Raw genomic sequence first — 17,663 nt, 5'->3', positions numbered from 1 at the left:
GGGCATAGTGAAAAAGAATGGTTTTAGAAGGGAGAAAATGCCTATGGGAAAAACAATTTCATTTGTAAAAGGAAAAGGGAGCATATCCCATAATAATAGAGATTTTATTGCGGAAAATGTAGAGCGTAATCGAACTGCGTGGAATGTGGAGTATATTAAGCAGCCAATCAGAGAAGCTTATAATCAGCTCTTTGGTGAAGCGATAGCAGAATATAATGCAAAGCAGAAACGAAAGGACCGGCAGGTTACGGATTATTTGAAGGACATAAAGAATTCCGGAAATGGAGAGAAACAATTTTATGAGATTGTTGTACAGATTGGAAAAAAGGATGATACAGGTGTCCTGGATTCAGAGGGAAATCTATCTGTGGACGCAAAAGCAGCAAGTGAAATATTAGATGAATATGCCAGAAGTTTTCAGGAACGAAATCCGAATCTGTATTTGTTTAATGCGGTTCTCCACATGGATGAAGCAACACCACATTTGCATCTTGATTATATTCCTGTAGCACATGGATATAAAACAAAGATGCATACAAGAAATAGTCTTACAAAGGCTTTACAGGAAATGGGGATTGCTCCGGCTGTCTCAAAGACAGATAATGAGACAACTCATTGGCAGGAAAGAGAACGTGAATATTTAAAAGGATTGTGTTTGGAGCGGGGGATTGAGGTAGAAATCCTTGGAGTAAAACGTGATAATTACACAATTCCCGAATATAAGGTAGCTATGCGGGCTACAGAGGAATTGACGGCAGAACTTGAAATCTTAAATGCCGAAAAACAGGAAGCTGAGAGTGTGATTGCATCAGTAGGTGCTGAAATTGCAGATGCAAGGGAAGAAGTTGAAGAAAGCAAAAAGCATCTTGATGAAATAAATGAGCAAATCGAAGACAGGGAAAAACGCTATGCAGTATATGAAAAGAAAATTGATAAAGTATTGGCTGCTGGAAAGCCTGTTGCAAAGGAACTTGCGGTGATTCGTAAGAATGCAAAACAGCTTCCCTCTATTCTTGGAAGTGAGCCATCAGTCAAAATTTCTGAGAAAGATTTCAACCGTCTTATTGATATGGCGCAGGCACCAGGGACTTTGGAAAAATTAAATGAAATCTATGATCGGGAACTGGAACACATGCAGGGGATAATTGATGACCTAATGGTTCAAGTGAAAACATGGAAGGATAAAGTACTGCAATATGATAAGTTCTTTAATGTAAAAGGATTAGTGGAAGAGTTCAAGGAATTTGTAAGGCCGAAGTCTATAAAAGAGCGGATGGAGGCTAAGCAGAAGGTTGTTGAAAAACAGAAATGCGAACAGGTAGTGAATTCTACAGCGAGGAGGGAAAAGGACATTGCAATATAAATATCAATGTCTGTTCGATGAGGGGATTTAGGGTAGCCTTGTTTAGAAATTAGTCATCATAGCAACGAGGATGAGTTAAAGGAATTATTCATTAAGGCAGCCAACAAGTTATTTTCTGAAAGAGATGAGATTCTTGCTAACACCAAAGTTATGATGGAAATGGTCTGTGAGACGGATTCACTTGACAGGAATTTACAGGATAGCATCACAGAACTTAATATCATCTCGGAGCAGATGCAGATTGCCATTGCAGAGAACAGCCGTGTGGCATTAGACCAAGATGAGTATGAAAAACGCTATGCCGAACTTACGGCAAGGTATGAAAAGTCAAAAGCTAAGTATGATGACATCGCCGAGCAGATAGAAAGCAAGAAGGCGAAGAGAGAATTGTTCAAAGGGTTCATTCGCACTTTGGAGAAGCAGGACGGCTTAACCTGCGAGTTCGATGCCGGGATTTGGAGCAGCCTTGTGCAGGAAGTGGTTGTAAAAGCTAAGGATGATATAAGATTCATATTCAAGAATGGATTTGAAGTAAGAGTATAGAAATAGGATTTGATGGCACTCGGGCAGTCAAATACTGGGGTGGTTTATGTGGAAAAAATGTAGGCGATATGATATGATAAATGATAAGATGTCCCATGAAAAAAATTTTGATGGATTAATTTGATATTTTGTAAAAAGAGTAAAAACAAAATAGGAGTGAAATTTTGATGAATATTGAAAAAAATTTGAGAGGTGGAAAGTTTAATCGTCTTCTTGAAAAAGCTATGGTTGATGTAAAAAATAAGACAAACCTAAACAGATTGGAACTGGAAGTTGTTTATTTGCTATCTCATTATGATGATATAACAACATTGACGGATATATGTCGGTACACGCAGATGAATAAAGGTCATATGTCTACTACTTTAGAGAATCTTGTTAAACAAGGATACATTGTATGCAAAAGAGATGATAAAGATCGTAGATATGTGAAATATGAGCTGACTGATGCGTCGGAACATCTTTGTCAGGAAATGGAGATTCTCTGGGCAGAGTTAACCGCCAAGGTGGTGGAAGGAATTGATGAAAGTTCTTTGGCGGTATTTAACCGGGTGTCTGAGCAGATTAGTCATAATATAGACAGATTGTTGGAGAATGACTAGGAATTGTTACACCGAGTAATCGGTGTGCAATTTTTTTATTTCTTTTGAAAAAATGGGTTGACATAGGTTTTTTATGTGCTATAATCCTTTTTAAACAAACAGTTTGGAAACAAACTGCTTATATATGCTTCATATGAAGCATATATTTTTTACAAAATAAGTAGCACTCAATACAAGAGAGTGCTAACAATAAAGAAAAGAGGTAATGATTATGCAGTTAAAACCATTAGGAGAGCGTGTTGTTTTAAAACAGCAGGAAGCAGAAGAAAAAACCCAGTCCGGAATTATATTACCGGATAGTGCAAAAGAAAAGCCACAGACAGCTGTTGTCATTGCAGTAGGACCTGGAAGTGAAAAGAATGGAAAGAAAACAGAAATGCAGGTAAAAGAAGGCGACCGTGTGATTTATTCTCAGTATTCCGGTACAGATGTTAAGTTGGAGGATGAGGAATATATCATCGTAAATCAGTCCGATATTATTGCAATTGTGGAGTAGTAAAATAAAAATACAGTTATTTTATATGTAGAAAGAAGGAATTAACATGGCAAAGGAAATTTTGTTTGATATCGATGCAAGAAAAAAGATGGAAGCAGGCGTTGATAAGCTGGCAGATACAGTAAAGGTGACAATCGGACCTAAGGGACGTAACGTTGTATTGGATAAATCTTACGGAACTCCTTTGATTACGAACGATGGTGTTACGATTGCAAAGGAGATTGAACTGGAAGATCCTTATGAGAATATGGGTGCACAACTTGTGAAAGAGGTCGCAACCAAAACGAATGACATTGCAGGAGACGGCACGACAACGGCAACTGTTTTGGCACAGGCTCTAGTAGGCGAGGGTATGAAAAATATAGCAGCAGGTGCAAATCCAATTATTTTGCGAAAAGGAATGAAGAAAGCAGCAGATACAACTATTGAAGCACTGGTTAAAATGAGCAAGCCTGTAACCGGAAAAGATCACATTGCAAAGGTTGCTGCAATATCTGCAGGTAATGATGAAGTCGGAACAATGATTGCCGATGCAATGGAAAAGGTTGGAGAGAATGGCGTCATCACAATAGAAGAATCAAAGACGATGCAGACAGAGATAGAGGTTGTAGAGGGAATGCAGTTTGACAACGGTTATTTATCTGCTTACATGTGTGATGATAAAGAAAAGATGATAGCTAATATGAATCATCCATACATTTTGATTACGGACAAAAAGATATCTAATATAAAGGATATTCTTCCTATATTGGAGCAGGTAATGCAGCAGGGAAGAGAAATGCTGATTATTGCAGATGACGTAGAGGGTGAAGCACTTACAACACTAATCGTAAACAGGTTGAGAGGCACACTCAAGGTCGTAGCTGTAAAGGCACCGGGGTATGGTGATGGTCGTAAGGAGATGTTAAAGGATATTGCAATTCTGACAGGTGGACAGGCAGTACTCGATGACCTTGGCATGCAATTAAAGGATATCACAGTTGATATGCTTGGACAGACTAAATCAGTTAAAGTAACAAAGGAACATACAACCATCGTGGATGGCGAGGGCAAGAAACAGGACATTGAAGAAAGAATCGCAATGATTAAGAGACAGGCTGCAGATGCTTCTGAGTACGACAGGGATAAGCTGGTAGACCGGGTGGCTAAGCTCGGCGGTGGTGTTGCAGTTATTAAGATTGGAGCCGCAACTGAAACAGAGATGAAGGAAGCTAAGTATCGTATAGAGGATGCATTAAATGCCACTAGGGCTGCTGTGTCAGAGGGCATCATCAGTGGCGGCGGATCTGCTTATGTTCACGCACAAAAGGCAGTATATGACATGATATCAAGCATGGAGGGTGATGAGAGAACAGGAGCAGAGATTGTAGCCAAGGCATTGGAGGCTCCGCTTCGTGCCATTGCTGAAAATGCAGGCCTAGAGGGTGCTGTCATCATCAATAAGGTAAAGGAGTCAGATGAGGGCATAGGCTTTGATGCAATTTCTGAACAGTACGTCAATATGGTCGATGCAGGAATTATTGATCCTGTCAAGGTTACAAGAAGTGCACTTTCCAATGCGATTAGTGTGTCATCAACCTTATTAACAACGGAAGCTGCTGTGGCAAATATTAAGGAAACAGCACCTGCAATGCCGGCACAACCGGAAATGGGCTATTAAAATAATCCATTCTCTTTTACGAAGGGAAGTGACAGTCTGTTGCTTCCCTTATTTTAAATAAAGGAGGAGTAATATGGCAGAAACTATAGGAAATACAGATATTATAAAGCTGTCCAACGAATTGATATACCAAAGGCACTTGTTTAACCGGGAGCATAGAAAAGATGTCTTTATGAAAATGAGTATCCCGGAATACATTGCATTACAATATATTGCAATGGAGGAGACATCCGACATTTATTCAGGACGAGTCTATCTGAAGGATTTAGCGGACAAGCTTCAGATGACGATGCGACAGATTTCTAAAATGGTAGAAAAGCTACGAGACGTAGGATATGTATTATGGTCTCATGACGGTAACGGCAGTGAGGGCACCTATGTTACAATTACTGAAAGCGGACGAAGCCTGTTAAGGGCGCAGGAAGAAACACTTAAGAAGTATTACGGGAAGGTGTTTGAAAAGTTTGGAAAGGATAATTTGATTCAGTTACTACAGCTTATGAAGCAGTTGGAAACTATTATGAGCAGTGAGGTGGAGAATCTGGAGGTGAATAGAGATGACAACGGAGCAGATGAATGATTATTTTGAAGAATTGGAAGCAGTTTGTCTGAAAAATGATAACATTGCTCCGCGGTTATTTGAAGAATATGGCGTAAACAAAGGGCTTAGAGATGAAAATGGGAAAGGTGTCCTTACAGGACTTACCAACATATCAAAAATAGTGTCTTCAAAAATTGTTGATAATCAGAAGATTCCCTGCGATGGGGAATTGTGGTACCGGGGCTATCGAGTGGAAGATTTGATTCATTGTTTAGGACAAAATGAGTTTGGATTTGAAAAAATAGCATATCTTCTTTTGATGGGAAAACTGCCTGATGAAAGAGAGAAGGAAGACTTCGATAGAATTATTGGAGAGTGTAGGACATTGCCAACCAATTTTACAAGGGATGTCATTATGAAAGCACCTTCGGAGGATGTCATGAATTCCATGACCCGAAGTATTCTTACCCTGGCATCTTATGATAAAAAGGTAAAAGAACCAAGTGTCAGCAATTCGCTGCGTCAGTGCATCCAGCTCATCAGTGAGTTCCCATTGTTGGCAGTATATGGATATAATGCTTACAATCATTATGAAAAAAATGAGAGTATGTATATTCATCATCCCGATAAACAGCTTTCCACCGCGGAAAATCTATTGATGCTTCTGCGACCAGACAGGAAATATACCCTTACAGAGGCAAAGGTTTTAGATACGGCACTCATTTTGCATATGGAACATGGAGGAGGTAATAATTCTACATTTACCACAAGAGTCGTTACGTCATCCGGGTCTGACACTTATTCTACGATGGCAGCAGCAATGTGTTCGCTAAAAGGACCAAAACACGGAGGCGCCAACATTAAGGTAATGGAAATGATGGATGATATTAGGGCGCATATAAAGGATTATTCAGATAAGGATGAGATAGAAGCATACTTAAGAAGGATTGTTGATAAAGATGCATTTGACCAAAAGGGCTTAATCTATGGAATGGGACATGCAGTATATTCTATTTCTGATCCGAGGGAGAGAGTATTTAAAGATTATGTAAAACAACTGGCAGAGGAAAAGAAAAGGCAAAAAGATCTTGAATTGTATGAAAACATAGAGATGCTTGCTCCAAAGATCATAGCAGATAAAAGACATATCTATAAAGGTGTCAGTCCCAATGTAGATTTTTACAGTGGATTTGTCTACGATATGCTGGGTATACCGGTAGAACTTTATACAGCCATGTTTGCAGTAGCTAGAATCGTAGGTTGGAGTGCACACAGAATAGAAGAGATGATTTGCACGGATAAAATCATCAGACCAGCATATATGAGTGTTATGGAAGAAAAAAGACTCAGTTAGAGAGCTTTCTAACCAAGATTTCAGATGGTGTAATAATAAAATAATGCGTCAGCATATACATAAAATTAAAGAGCAGCAGACTTCATGGGGGTGTTCATTTGAACACCCTTTTTGCTGTCTAAAAGGTTCATCGTTGAATTGTATCATTTTCTTTGTCCCAACGAAATGATATGGACATCCAACAAAAGAAATCCTAAAATAATAGGTGCTACATTAAGGAATGTTAATGAGTATTGGAAAACAGAATAATACATTTGGATTACAATGTAAACCTAAATATTGACAAATGATGGTTTTCTTCATATAATAGGTATTAAGAAATGAGTATATACTATAGGCAAATGTGTTATATGGGAGGTGTTCAAATGGCTACAGTACCTACTCAGGTAAGAATTGATGAAAATTTAAAAAAGCAGGCTACAGAGCTCTTTTCGCAGTTAGGAATGGATATGTCCAGCGCAATGAATATATTCCTCAGACAGTGTGTTATGAGAGGTGGTCTTCCATTTGATGTAGTAGTTCCACAATATAAGCCAGAGGTTATTGAGGCTATGGAAGAAGCGAAAAGAATTAGCAAGGATCCTAAAACAAAGAGATACAGTAGCTTTTCTGATGCCATGGAGGACCTTGATGGATGCAGTATGAATTGATACTTACTGGCAAATTTAAGAAAAGCTTGAAATTAGCTAGGAAGAGAGGCCTTGATATATCTCTTTTAGAGGATATCGTCACTATGCTTCAGAATAATATTCCTTTAGAAGAAAAGTATAGAGACCATGAATTAAAAGGAAAATACCAAGGATTTAGAGAGTGCCACATTCAACCGGATTGGCTACTAATATATTTAAAAGAAGATGGTATTCTGCATTGACCTTGGTCGATACAGGAACACATGCAGATCTATTTAACATGTGATAACATAATACTGATAACAATTTGATAACATTAGCTCATACAGCACATGTGATTGGTGCAGATGAAACCAAATGGAGTCAAATCATAACAGAACGCCTTAACAAAAATGTTTAAGACAAGGATTAAGTTAGGGAGTTTGAATAGAAAAAAGCCGTTCACTGAATAATCACCCCCGGAAATGCCTGCTTGTCTGGCGTTTCCGGGGGTGTGATGTTATTCTGCTGTTCTTTCCTCTTCCTTTGCCCAGCCGTAAGCATATGTTACAGCTTTGTTCCAGCCGCGGATGCGGCTTTCTCTCTCGGAAGCTTCAATCTCCGGCTCGAAGATTTTATCGATGGCCCAGTTCTTAATGACGTCTTCCTTGCTGTCCCAGTAGCCGACCGCAAGACCTGCAAGATATGCCGCGCCCATGGCGGTTGTCTCTACACACCGGGGGCGGTTTACCGGCGCGTTGATAATGTCAGCCTGCGTCTGCATTAGAAAGTCGTTGGCGCTTGCGCCGCCGTCTACCTTAAGGGCTGCCAGCTCGATTCCGGAATCTGCCTTCATAGCTGTGAGAACATCATTTACCTGATAGGCCAGGGATTCCAGGGTTGCGCGGATGATATGGTACTTATTTACGCCGCGGGTAATGCCTACGATGGTTCCGCGGGCGTACTGATCCCAGTGGGGAGCGCCGAGACCGGTAAAGGCAGGCACCACATAGCAGCCGTTGGTATCCTTTACCTTTTTGGCCATATATTCAGAATCCGATGCGGAGTCAATCAGTCTTAATTCGTCGCGGAGCCACTGGATAGCAGCGCCTGCGACAAAGATGGAACCCTCCAGCGCGTAGTTTACCTTGCCGTCCAGTCCCCAGGCAATGGTGGTTACCAGTCCGTTTTGGGAGAAAATAGGCTTTTCGCCGGTGTTCATCAGCATAAAGCAGCCAGTTCCGTAGGTATTCTTTGCTTCGCCGGGATTGAAGCAGGTCTGTCCGAATAATGCGGACTGCTGGTCGCCGGCAGCGCCCGCAATGGGGATAGCTCCGCCCAGATAGGAGGGATCGCTGTGGCCGTAAACGCAGCTGGAGGGCTTCGGCTCCGGAAGCATGCATTTGGGGATATTCAGTTCAGAGAGAATCTCATCGTCCCACTGTAAGGTATTGATGTTGAACAGCATGGTACGGGAGGCATTGGAATAGTCCGTTACATGTACGGCGCCCTTTGTGAGTTTCCAGATAAGCCAGGTCTCAACGGTTCCGAATAACAGTTCGCCCTTTTCTGCCCGTTCTCTGGCGCCCTCCACGTGGTCAAGCAGCCATTTTACTTTAGTACCGGAGAAATAAGCGTCGATAACCAGTCCGGTTTTCGCCCGGAACTTGTCAGTCAGACCCTTCTCCTTCAGGCTGTCGCAGTATTCTGAGGTTCTGCGGCATTGCCATACAATCGCGTGATGAATCGGCTCACCGGTATTCTTATCCCATACAATCGTTGTTTCACGCTGATTTGTAATACCGATAGCTGCGATATCCTCTGCCGTCGCGCCAATCATGTTCATTGCTTCGACTGCGACGCCGAGCATGCTCGCCCAGATTTCATCTGCGTCATGCTCAACCCAGCCCGGTTTCGGGAAATACTGGGTGAATTCTCGCTGTGCGACGCTGCACAGTTCTCCCTTTTCATTGAACAGGATACAGCGATTGCTGGTGGTTCCCGCGTCCAGTGCCATTACATAGTTTGCCATACTGTTTCCTCCTTAAAAATAAAAGGAGCGCATAAAATAATAGCCGGTTATCAGCTATCACGCCTTGCTCTCCTATCATAACTTCTCTGTTCAGTTAATGTAAGTATAGCATGACCTGTTATTCTTATCAATAAAAAATGGAAATATCTTTTTTTGGAGAATTCCCTGTCGGAAAACACGAAAACATGATACAATCATAAAAGAATGAAACAGGAGAGTCGTATTTATGGAAGAACAACAGACCCCCCATAAGCGCCGGGTGCGTTATAAGGGAAAATATCCAAAGAAATTTGAGGAAAAATATAAGGAGCTCCAGCCGGAAAAATATCAGGATACGGTGGAGCATGTGATTCAGAAGGGCAATACGCCTGCGGGCATGCACATCTCGATTATGGTAGACGAGATTCTGAATTTCCTGAAGATTCAGCCTGGCGAGACAGGCTTTGACGCCACCCTGGGTTATGGCGGCCATACAAAGGCTATGCTTCAGTGCCTGCAGGGGCAGGGACATCTGTATGCCACAGATGTGGATCCGGAGGAATCGGCCAGAACGAAAAAGCGTCTGGAGGATCAGGGCTACGGCGAGGATATTCTGACTATTAAATTGCAGAACTTCTGCACCATCGATGAGATCGCCAAAGAAGTGGGCGGTTTTGATTTTGTGCTGGCAGATCTGGGCGTTTCATCTATGCAGATTGATAATCCGAAACGGGGCTTCTCCTTTAAGGTAGACGGGCCGCTGGATCTGCGTCTGAATCAGCAGAAGGGGATCAGCGCGGCGGAGCGTCTGGATACCATCGGCCGGGACGAGCTGGCAGGTATGCTCTATGAGAATTCCGATGAGCCCTACGCGGAAGAGCTGGCCAAAGCCATCACCGATGAAATCCGCCGGGGCAACCGGGTAGATACCACCACGAGGCTCCGGGAAATCATAGAAAAGACGCTGGATTTCCTGCCGGAAAAGGAAAAGAAGGAGACGGTTAAGAAAACCTGTCAGCGGGTATTTCAGGCTCTCCGTATCGATGTAAATCAGGAATTTGAGGTGCTTTACGAGTTTATGGAGAAGCTGCCGGGGGCGTTGAAGCCGGGAGGCCGGGCCGCGATTCTGACCTTCCATTCCGGCGAGGATAAGCTGGTGAAGGTAGCTATGAAGGAAGGATACCGTTCCGGAATCTACAGCAGCTATTCCAAAGATGTGGTGCGCCCGTCCGCGGAGGAATGTGTTCGAAACCCGAGATCCCGTTCCACGAAAATGCGTTGGGCGATCCGGGCAGAGGAATAAATGAGAGATAAGAATAAGGGAGGATTTTATCATGAAAATCGCAGTAACCTATGACAACGGAAATGTATTCCAGCATTTTGGAAAGACCGAGTCTTTCAAGGTGTATGAGGTAGAGAACAACCAGGTAGTGAAAAGCGAAGTCATCGGATCCAACGGAACCGGTCACGGCGCTCTGGCAGGACTTCTGGCAGATCAGGGTATCGACGTTCTGATTTGCGGCGGGATCGGCGGAGGCGCCCAGGCGGCTCTTGCAGAGGCAGGCGTGGAGCTGTGCTCCGGCGCGGAGGGCGACACGGACGCAGCCGTAGAGGCTTACCTGAAGGGAGAACTGACAAGCGCGGGAGCTACCTGCGATCATCACGATCACGAAGAGGGACATTCCTGCGGCGATCATGAGGAGGGCGGCTGCGGCGGAAGCTGCGGAAGCTCCTGCGGAGGCGGCTGCGGACAGCCCCAGCTTACCGGCCGGAATGTGGGAAAGACCTGCAGAACCCATTACAGGGGAACCTTCAACGACGGAACCCAGTTTGATTCTTCCTATGATCGGGGAGAGCCTCTGGAGTTTATCTGCGGCGCGGGCCAGATGATTCGCGGCTTTGACGCGGCTGTGGCTGACATGGAAGTGGGACAGGTGGTAGACATTCACCTGATGCCGGAGGAAGCCTACGGCATGCCGAATCCGGACGCCATTTTCACACTGGAAATCGCGCAGCTTCCTGGATCTGAGGAGCTAGAGGTAGGTCAGGGCGTATATCTGACCAATCAGTTCGGCCAGCCCTTCCCGGTAAAGGTGACAGCCAAGGACGAGAAGACCATCACCTTCGACGCCAACCATGAGATGGCAGGCAAGGAGCTGAACTTCAAGATTGAACTGGTAGAAGTAAAATAAACACATAAGAAAAAGGGAGCGCAGGCTCCCTTTTTTGCTTAAAATTTTATTACTTCCAGGGGAAGGTGACAATTCCATAGATATAGATAACTGCTACGATACCCGGCAGTACAAATCGGAAGATAGGCTTCATCCAGCTTTGGATCTTCAGGCCGGATCCGGTGTTGGCCTCCCGGATAAAGTTGTCCCAGCCCCAGCCGATACGGTTGCAGCAGAACAGGGCCAGTACAAGAGAGCCCAGCGGAAGAATATTGGTGGAGACGATAAAGTCCCAGAAATCCAGCCAGGTGGTACCTGCGGAGAAGGGCTGGAAATGAAGCACACTGAAGCCCAGTGCGGTAGTCAGGGCCAGAACAAAGACACCTGTTCCGCAGATCAGGCTTCCCTTGCGGCGGGACCAGCCAGTCAGCTCCCGGATCATGGCAAGAATATTTTCGCAGACGCCCAGTACTGTGGACATGGCGGCGAAAATCATGAACAGGAAGAACAGGGTTCCCCACAGATGTCCGCCGGACATATGGTTAAATACCGCGGCCATGGTGTCAAAGAGCAGGCTGGGGCCGGCGTTGACCTCCAGTCCGTAGGTGAAGCAGGCTGGGAAAATGATGATACCTGCCAGGACAGCCACCAGAGTATCCAGAAAAATAACGTGGACGGCTTCTCCCATCAGGGAACGTTCCTTTCCGATGTAGCTGCCGAAAATCGCCATTCCGCCCATTCCGGTAGAAAGGGAGAAGAAGGCCTGGTTCATGGCAGCCACGATAACCGTACCGTCAATTTTGGAGAAATCCGGTTTCAGGTAAAAGCTCATACCTTCCCCGGCCCCTCTCAGAAGGAGACTGTGTACAGCCAGAATCAGCATGAGAACCAGCAGCGCGGACATGATGATTTTGGAAATCCGTTCCAGACCGCCCTGCAGATCAAAGGAAAGAATGACAAAAGCCACGACTACCGTAACCAGAAGAAAGGTTACGTTGACAGCCGGACTGGCGATCATGGGCGCAAAACCTAAGGATGCACTCTGTCCGGTTAGAAATTTGCAGAAATAATAAATAATCCAGCCACAGACCACGGTGTAGAAGGCCATCAGGGCCAGATTGCCCAGAAGACAGATCCAGCCGAAGCCGCTCCACTTCTGGCCGGGCTTCTGAAGCTTCCGATACATATAGAGAGGGCTTGTCTGAGCCGCTCTTCCGATGGAAAACTCCAGGGTCAGAGCGGGAATGCCCAGGATAATCAGGCAGAGAAGATAGACTACCATAAAGCTGCCGCCGCCGTTCTGGCCGCAGAGCCACGGAAATTTCCACACATTTCCGCAGCCGATGGCACAGCCGGCGGAAAGCATAATGAAGCCCAGACGGCTTCCCAGTTGTTCACGTTTCATAAGTAAAACCTCCATTAAAAGATAGCTTTTATCATCATATCACAATCTGATAAGATAAGAAACCATATTTGTAAAATAAGTGGTTTCATGATACACTAACGAAAAGAAAGAGAAGGAAATGGAACATTATGACAGAGAAAAAAGGAATCGCCTATTATCATCTTCCGGGCTTGTTTGAATTCTATGAGCTGTACCGGTTATTTCTGCCCCTGTTTCGGGAACACCGGGAATGGTTTTACGACTGGTGCGACATCGGTTCTATTTATGGGGCTCCGGCGGACTGTATCTGGGGCGGCGGCCGCACAGGAAACGGATACGTGGAAGCCCGGGAGGTGCTTGCGCTCACGGAGGAGTATGGGATTTCAGCCCGGCTTACCTTCAGCAATTCCCTGCTTCGTCCGGAGCACCTTTCCGACAGGAAATGCAACGACCTCTGCGCGCTGCTGGAAAAGACCGGGGCAGTTCCAAACGGCGTGATTCTTCATTCAGATTTGCTGCTCGATTATTTAAAGAAGACTTATCCGGGACTTTATTTTGTATCTTCCACGACAAAGGTTCTGACAGATTTTCAAGAGTGCCATAAAGAAATCCATAGAGAAGATTTTCGCTATGTAGTACCGGATTTCCGCCTGAATAAGGCGTTGGATAAATGGGATACGTTATCACAATCAGAAAAAGACAAAGTCGAATTCCTATGCAATGAGTGCTGCTGGTTCGGCTGCCGGGACAGAAAAAGCTGCTATGAGGCTGTGAGCAGGAAAAATCTGGGAGAATTCGGGACTGAGCATAGCTGTCGGGCTCCCGGCGGAGGAGACGGCTACCGTTTTTCCAGGGCCATGGAAAATCCGGGCTTTATCGGGATAGATGAGATTCGGAACCGGTATCTGCCCCTGGGCTTTTCCCAGTTTAAAATCGAGGGCCGGGGGCTGGGAAGCGCCCTGATTCTAGAATTTCTGCTCTATTATATGACAAAGCCGGAATACCAGCTTTTCGTGAGAGAGGAAATTTATCTGGACGCGATGTTGGATTTGTTTTGATTTTACATAAACTTAACATAATCTGCGATCTTCTTTTACCTCTCCTTGATAAGGTGATAACAGAATCAAAAGAAAAAATTAACTTTGAAAAGTTATCATGAATGTAATATCAGGAGGGAGTACAACATGCAACATGTAGAAATGCTGTTTCGTTTTATCGGCGGTCTGGGTATGTTCCTGTACGGCATGAATGTCATGGCGGACGGACTGCAGAAATCCGCGGGAGATAAGATGAAACATTTACTGGAGTTCCTGACCAGAAACCGTCTGATGGGAATTCTGGTGGGAGCAGGAGTGACCGCGATTATCCAGAGCAGCTCGGCCACCACGGTTATGGTAGTTGGTTTTGTAAACGCAGGGCTCATGAATCTGACTCAGGCGGTAGGCGTCATCATGGGTGCCAATATCGGTACGACGGTGACGGCCTGGCTGGTGTCCATGAGTGAATGGGGCGCTTTCCTGAAGCCGGAATTTTTTGCTCCGCTTCTGATTGGAATCGGCGCTTTTATGCTGCTGTTTTCCAAAAAGGAAAAAATCGTCGATGTGAGCGAAATCCTGGTCGGCTTCGGCGTACTGTTTATCGGACTGAATTTTATGTCTGGCGCAATTACCCCTTACCGGGATGCGCCGATTTTCTCCGAGGCCTTCCGGGTACTGGGTCGGAATCCGATCCTAGGCATGCTGGCCGGCCTGGCGGTTACAGCTCTGATTCAGAGCTCTTCCGCGTCGGTGGGTATTCTGCAGACGCTGGCGGCCAACGGCCTGGTCAACTGGAGTTCGGCGATGTTTATTACCCTGGGACAGAATATCGGTACCTGTGTAACCGCGCTGCTGTCCAGTCTGGGTGCCCACAAAACCGCGAAGCGGGCGGCGGTGATCCATTTCCTTTTTAATACCATCGGCGCAATTGTATTCGGCCTTCTGATGTTTGTGGTCTTTACCATCAACAAGGCCTGGGCGTCTTCAGAAATTAACAGTGTGGGAATTTCCATGTTCCATACCTTCTTTAATGTTACGAATACCCTTCTTCTTTATCCCTTCGGCAATCTTCTGGTGAAGCTGTCCGGAATGATTGTGAAGGATGACGGGGAGGAGGAGCAGGCGGAAGAGGCCTTCGAGCTGCCCCATATTGAGTCCCGTTTTCTGGAGACTCCGTCCTTTGCGGTAGAGGGCGCCCTGAAGGAAACCGTCCGCATGGGCGAACTGGCGATTGCCCACGTGGAGCTTGTATTTGACGCCATTCGGACCGGCAGCCAGAAACGGGTTGACAAGGCGGTCCGCTTAGAGCAGAATATGAATGAGTATGAGAAAAAGATGACAGAATATCTGACGGAAATCAGCAAGGGATCCCTGACGGATCACCAGCGTCTGATTATCAATAATCTGTTTTATACGGTCAGCGACATGGAGCGGATCAGCGACCACTGCGACAATCTGGCAGAGCTGACCCAGGATATGATTCACGACGGCCTGCATTTTTCTATGGAAGCCATGCATGATTTTGAGGAGATTGCGGAACTGACTGTAGATGCGGTGAAGGCGGCCGTACTGGCCCGGGAGACCGAGAAAATGGCCTATGTGCAGCAGGTGATTCAGATTGAGGACGAGATAGACGATCTGGAGGAGGATTTAAGGACCCAGCATATCAACCGTCTGGCCCAGAATCAGTGCTCAGCGGCCAGGGGCGCGATTTTCCTGGATATGCTCAGCAATATTGAGCGGATTTCTGATCATGCAAATAATATTGTGGAATATGTGGCAGATGAGAAAGAGGGATAACGGTGAAGAAGAAGGTTCTGATAGGCTATATTGTTGCGGCAATTATCGCGTTAGTCGCGTTTGAATACGCATTTTGGACAAATGGCTTCAGCTATCTGGAGCATCAGAGCGAGAAAAGCTATCTGACCCAGGCGGAAATGCTGCGGGATTTGTTCCGGGCAGAGGATGTGGCCGGGGACAATGGCTATGAGCAGTTTGCGGAGAATTACGCGAAAGCCTACAATATCCGGATCACCATTATAGATTCCGAGGGCAATGTACTGGGAGAGTCCCAGGGAGCCAGCCAGCTGATGAGCAATCATCTGAACCGGGAAGAGGTGCAGAAGGCCCTGGAGGGGGAGAGCAACAGCCTAATCCGAAAATCCGATACCTTTGATGTGGATTACTGCTACTGCGCGGTGCCTGTGGACTGCGGTGATTTTCACGGCGTCATGCGCGTGGCCCTGCCTTTAAGTGAACTGAAAAATATGGACAATGAATTTGCCCGCTCCACGATTCTGGTAACCCTGGTGCTTCTGGTTGTGGTATTTTTCCTGGGCGCTTATTTCCGGAAATATGTGCAGGCCATGAAGAAGGTGGAAAATATGCGGCGGGAATTCGTGTCCAATGTGACCCATGAGCTGAAGACACCGCTGACCTCTATCCGGGGCTTTGTGGAAACCCTGAAGGACGGAGCTATTGAGGATCCGAAGATGGCCCACAGATTTCTGGATATCATTGACATTGAGACAGAGCGGCTGAGCCATCTCATTAGCGATACCCTGCTGTTGTCCGAGATTGAGAGCAAGCAGGACACCAACCGGGAGCCCTGCGACGTCAACGCAGTGATCGCCGAGGTGGTGGAGCTTCTGCAGCCCAAGGTCAAGGAGCATGTCCGCCTGATTTTCCAGCCGGATCCGACGCTGAAGCCCTATAACTGCAACCGGGACCGGATCAAGCAGCTGCTGATCAATCTGGTGGATAACGGCCTGAAGGCCACAGAATTCGGCGCCGTCACCGTCAGGTGCCGCACCATGGGAAATGAACTGGTGCTGGAAATCTCGGATACGGGGATCGGAATGGAGGAGGAGCAGCTGGAGCGGATTTTCGAACGCTTCTACCGGGTAGATAAGGGACGTTCCAAGGCCCAGGGCGGTACCGGACTGGGACTGTCCATTGTGAAGCATATCGTGGAACTGTATCAGGGAACCGTTCATGTAACCAGTAAACCGGGCGTAGGTACGGAATTTACAGTGAAGCTGCCGTATTAAAAAGAGTATAGAAATATTTGCAGACACGGAAGCATTGCAGAGGAGATATCATGGCAAAAAAAGTCATATTAACGATAGACGATGAGGAACATATCTTAGATCTGTTGGAATATAATCTGGAAAAAAACGGATACGAAGTTCTGCGGGCTGAGACTGGAGAAAAGGGACTGGCGATTCTGAAAACCATGCAGGTGGATCTGGTGCTGCTGGATTATATGCTGCCCGGCATGGACGGGATTGAGGTGCTGAAAAGCCTGCGGGCAGACAAAAACCTGTCCACTATGCCGGTGATTATGCTGACCGCCAAGGGTGAGGAAATTGACAAGGTTCTGGGACTGGAGATGGGCGCCGACGATTATATCAGCAAGCCCTTCGGTATCCGGGAGCTGCTGGCCCGGGTGAAAGCCCTGCTTCGCAGAAGCTCACTGGAAAAAATCGAGTCGGAACCGGAGGATAAGATCACAGCGGGAGACCTGATCATTAACAATACCTCCCGGGAGGTTTATATGGAAGGAAAGCCGGTATTCCTGTCTCTGAAGGAATTTGAGCTTCTCTACCTTCTTGCCAGCCACCGCAACCGGGTATTTACCCGGGAGCAGCTTCTGGAGCTGATCTGGGGCTATGAATATTCCGGAGAAACCCGGACTGTAGACGTCCATGTGCGGAATCTCCGCAAGAAGATCGAAAAGGATCCGGATCACCCCCAGTATATTCAGACCGTGCGCGGCATGGGTTACAAATTTGTCTGAATGATAATTTCATAAGATCTTTGGTCTGAAGAATCCTGCTTAGAATCCTGTTTGGCAGGATTCTTTTTTTTGCAAAAACCCTTACACCCTCTTT

Annotated in this window: 16 protein-coding genes and 1 pseudogene; 15 read left to right on the top strand and 2 right to left on the bottom strand. The window is 45.9% G+C overall.

The window, feature by feature from the left end:
• Positions 1 to 43 precede the first annotated feature (43 nt).
• The 9 genes and pseudogenes from ACTNCH_RS02980 to ACTNCH_RS02940 all read left to right on the top strand — a co-directional run bounded on the left by ACTNCH_RS02980 (position 44) and on the right by ACTNCH_RS02940 (position 7,474).
• Positions 44 to 1,363, top strand: a complete 1,320-nt coding sequence (locus tag ACTNCH_RS02980) for a plasmid recombination protein (RefSeq protein WP_441014901.1) — start codon at positions 44 to 46, stop codon at positions 1,361 to 1,363.
• 150 nt (positions 1,364 to 1,513) lie between these two features.
• Positions 1,514 to 1,906, top strand: coding sequence for a hypothetical protein (locus ACTNCH_RS02975; protein WP_154581541.1), 393 nt, complete (start codon positions 1,514 to 1,516; stop codon positions 1,904 to 1,906).
• Positions 1,907 to 2,073: 167 nt separating this feature from the next.
• Positions 2,074 to 2,508: a MarR family winged helix-turn-helix transcriptional regulator gene (locus tag ACTNCH_RS02970; protein ID WP_154431024.1), complete on the top strand. Its 435-nt coding sequence runs from the start codon at positions 2,074 to 2,076 to the stop codon at positions 2,506 to 2,508.
• A 211-nt stretch (positions 2,509 to 2,719) separates the two neighbouring features.
• Positions 2,720 to 3,004 (top strand): co-chaperone GroES, encoded by a 285-nt coding sequence (groES, locus tag ACTNCH_RS02965; RefSeq protein WP_075681758.1) that lies wholly within the window; start codon positions 2,720 to 2,722, stop codon positions 3,002 to 3,004.
• A 46-nt stretch (positions 3,005 to 3,050) separates the two neighbouring features.
• Positions 3,051 to 4,664 (top strand): chaperonin GroEL, encoded by a 1,614-nt coding sequence (gene groL, locus ACTNCH_RS02960; protein WP_154581539.1) that lies wholly within the window; start codon positions 3,051 to 3,053, stop codon positions 4,662 to 4,664.
• A gap of 73 nt (positions 4,665 to 4,737) precedes the next feature.
• Positions 4,738 to 5,244, top strand: a complete 507-nt coding sequence (locus ACTNCH_RS02955; protein WP_075681754.1) for a MarR family winged helix-turn-helix transcriptional regulator — start codon at positions 4,738 to 4,740, stop codon at positions 5,242 to 5,244.
• Positions 5,222 to 6,559 (top strand): citrate/2-methylcitrate synthase, encoded by a 1,338-nt coding sequence (locus ACTNCH_RS02950; protein WP_154431022.1) that lies wholly within the window; start codon positions 5,222 to 5,224, stop codon positions 6,557 to 6,559. Before ACTNCH_RS02955 ends, ACTNCH_RS02950 begins: the two co-directional genes overlap by 23 nt.
• Before the next feature lie 365 nt (positions 6,560 to 6,924).
• Positions 6,925 to 7,209 (top strand): type II toxin-antitoxin system RelB/DinJ family antitoxin, encoded by a 285-nt coding sequence (locus tag ACTNCH_RS02945; protein ID WP_154431021.1) that lies wholly within the window; start codon positions 6,925 to 6,927, stop codon positions 7,207 to 7,209.
• Positions 7,194 to 7,474: pseudogene (locus ACTNCH_RS02940) on the top strand (type II toxin-antitoxin system YafQ family toxin). The gene ACTNCH_RS02945 and the pseudogene ACTNCH_RS02940 overlap by 16 nt, the downstream one beginning before the upstream one ends.
• 213 nt (positions 7,475 to 7,687) lie before the next feature.
• Here the strand turns inward: ACTNCH_RS02940 and glpK are convergent.
• Complete coding sequence (gene glpK / locus ACTNCH_RS02935; RefSeq protein ID WP_441014906.1) at positions 7,688 to 9,199, bottom strand: glycerol kinase GlpK; 1,512 nt, start codon at positions 9,197 to 9,199, stop codon at positions 7,688 to 7,690.
• A 226-nt stretch (positions 9,200 to 9,425) separates the two neighbouring features.
• Here glpK and rsmH point away from each other — a divergent pair, with 226 nt between their 5' ends.
• On the top strand, positions 9,426 to 10,481 hold the full coding sequence (rsmH, locus tag ACTNCH_RS02930; protein ID WP_441014908.1) for a 16S rRNA (cytosine(1402)-N(4))-methyltransferase RsmH: 1,056 nt from the start codon (positions 9,426 to 9,428) through the stop codon (positions 10,479 to 10,481).
• A gap of 31 nt (positions 10,482 to 10,512) precedes the next feature.
• The gene (locus ACTNCH_RS02925; RefSeq protein ID WP_441014910.1) at positions 10,513 to 11,370 is read left to right on the top strand and encodes a NifB/NifX family molybdenum-iron cluster-binding protein; all 858 of its coding nucleotides are present in this window, start codon (positions 10,513 to 10,515) and stop codon (positions 11,368 to 11,370) included.
• 49 nt (positions 11,371 to 11,419) lie between these two features.
• Here ACTNCH_RS02925 and ACTNCH_RS02920 read toward each other — a convergent pair whose 3' ends face one another.
• On the bottom strand, positions 11,420 to 12,754 hold the full coding sequence (locus ACTNCH_RS02920) for a sodium-dependent transporter (protein WP_441014912.1): 1,335 nt from the start codon (positions 12,752 to 12,754) through the stop codon (positions 11,420 to 11,422).
• Between the two features lie 128 nt (positions 12,755 to 12,882).
• Between ACTNCH_RS02920 and ACTNCH_RS02915 the strand changes: the two genes are divergently transcribed.
• The 4 genes from ACTNCH_RS02915 to ACTNCH_RS02900 all read left to right on the top strand — a co-directional run bounded on the left by ACTNCH_RS02915 (position 12,883) and on the right by ACTNCH_RS02900 (position 17,569).
• Complete coding sequence (locus ACTNCH_RS02915) at positions 12,883 to 13,791, top strand: hypothetical protein (RefSeq protein ID WP_441014914.1); 909 nt, start codon at positions 12,883 to 12,885, stop codon at positions 13,789 to 13,791.
• A gap of 126 nt (positions 13,792 to 13,917) precedes the next feature.
• Positions 13,918 to 15,570 (top strand): Na/Pi cotransporter family protein, encoded by a 1,653-nt coding sequence (locus ACTNCH_RS02910; protein ID WP_441014916.1) that lies wholly within the window; start codon positions 13,918 to 13,920, stop codon positions 15,568 to 15,570.
• Between the two features lie 2 nt (positions 15,571 to 15,572).
• Entirely contained in the window at positions 15,573 to 16,820 is a 1,248-nt protein-coding gene (locus ACTNCH_RS02905) for an ATP-binding protein (RefSeq protein ID WP_441014918.1), read from the top strand.
• A gap of 50 nt (positions 16,821 to 16,870) precedes the next feature.
• A complete protein-coding gene (locus ACTNCH_RS02900; RefSeq protein ID WP_441014920.1) occupies positions 16,871 to 17,569 on the top strand; it encodes a winged helix-turn-helix domain-containing protein in 699 nt (232 codons plus the stop codon).
• Positions 17,570 to 17,663 lie beyond the last annotated feature (94 nt).

This window comes from Candidatus Merdisoma sp. HCP28S3_D10, from assembly GCF_052065835.1.
Taxonomy (GTDB): Bacteria; Bacillota; Clostridia; order Lachnospirales; family Lachnospiraceae; genus Laedolimicola.
This window is presented reverse-complemented; position numbering and strand designations above follow the sequence as displayed.

Coding starts and splice junctions, on each gene's coding strand:
- ACTNCH_RS02955 (WP_075681754.1), top strand. CDS start 4,738: ATGGCAGAAACTATAGGAAATACAGATATTATAAAGCTGTCCAACGAA.
- ACTNCH_RS02980 (WP_441014901.1), top strand. CDS start 44: ATGGGAAAAACAATTTCATTTGTAAAAGGAAAAGGGAGCATATCCCAT.
- ACTNCH_RS02950 (WP_154431022.1), top strand. CDS start 5,222: ATGACAACGGAGCAGATGAATGATTATTTTGAAGAATTGGAAGCAGTT.
- ACTNCH_RS02910 (WP_441014916.1), top strand. CDS start 13,918: ATGCAACATGTAGAAATGCTGTTTCGTTTTATCGGCGGTCTGGGTATG.
- ACTNCH_RS02900 (WP_441014920.1), top strand. CDS start 16,871: ATGGCAAAAAAAGTCATATTAACGATAGACGATGAGGAACATATCTTA.
- ACTNCH_RS02945 (WP_154431021.1), top strand. CDS start 6,925: ATGGCTACAGTACCTACTCAGGTAAGAATTGATGAAAATTTAAAAAAG.
- groES (WP_075681758.1), top strand. CDS start 2,720: ATGCAGTTAAAACCATTAGGAGAGCGTGTTGTTTTAAAACAGCAGGAA.
- ACTNCH_RS02915 (WP_441014914.1), top strand. CDS start 12,883: ATGACAGAGAAAAAAGGAATCGCCTATTATCATCTTCCGGGCTTGTTT.
- ACTNCH_RS02975 (WP_154581541.1), top strand. CDS start 1,514: ATGATGGAAATGGTCTGTGAGACGGATTCACTTGACAGGAATTTACAG.
- ACTNCH_RS02920 (WP_441014912.1), bottom strand. CDS start 12,754: ATGAAACGTGAACAACTGGGAAGCCGTCTGGGCTTCATTATGCTTTCC.
- groL (WP_154581539.1), top strand. CDS start 3,051: ATGGCAAAGGAAATTTTGTTTGATATCGATGCAAGAAAAAAGATGGAA.
- glpK (WP_441014906.1), bottom strand. CDS start 9,199: ATGGCAAACTATGTAATGGCACTGGACGCGGGAACCACCAGCAATCGC.
- ACTNCH_RS02925 (WP_441014910.1), top strand. CDS start 10,513: ATGAAAATCGCAGTAACCTATGACAACGGAAATGTATTCCAGCATTTT.
- ACTNCH_RS02970 (WP_154431024.1), top strand. CDS start 2,074: ATGAATATTGAAAAAAATTTGAGAGGTGGAAAGTTTAATCGTCTTCTT.
- rsmH (WP_441014908.1), top strand. CDS start 9,426: ATGGAAGAACAACAGACCCCCCATAAGCGCCGGGTGCGTTATAAGGGA.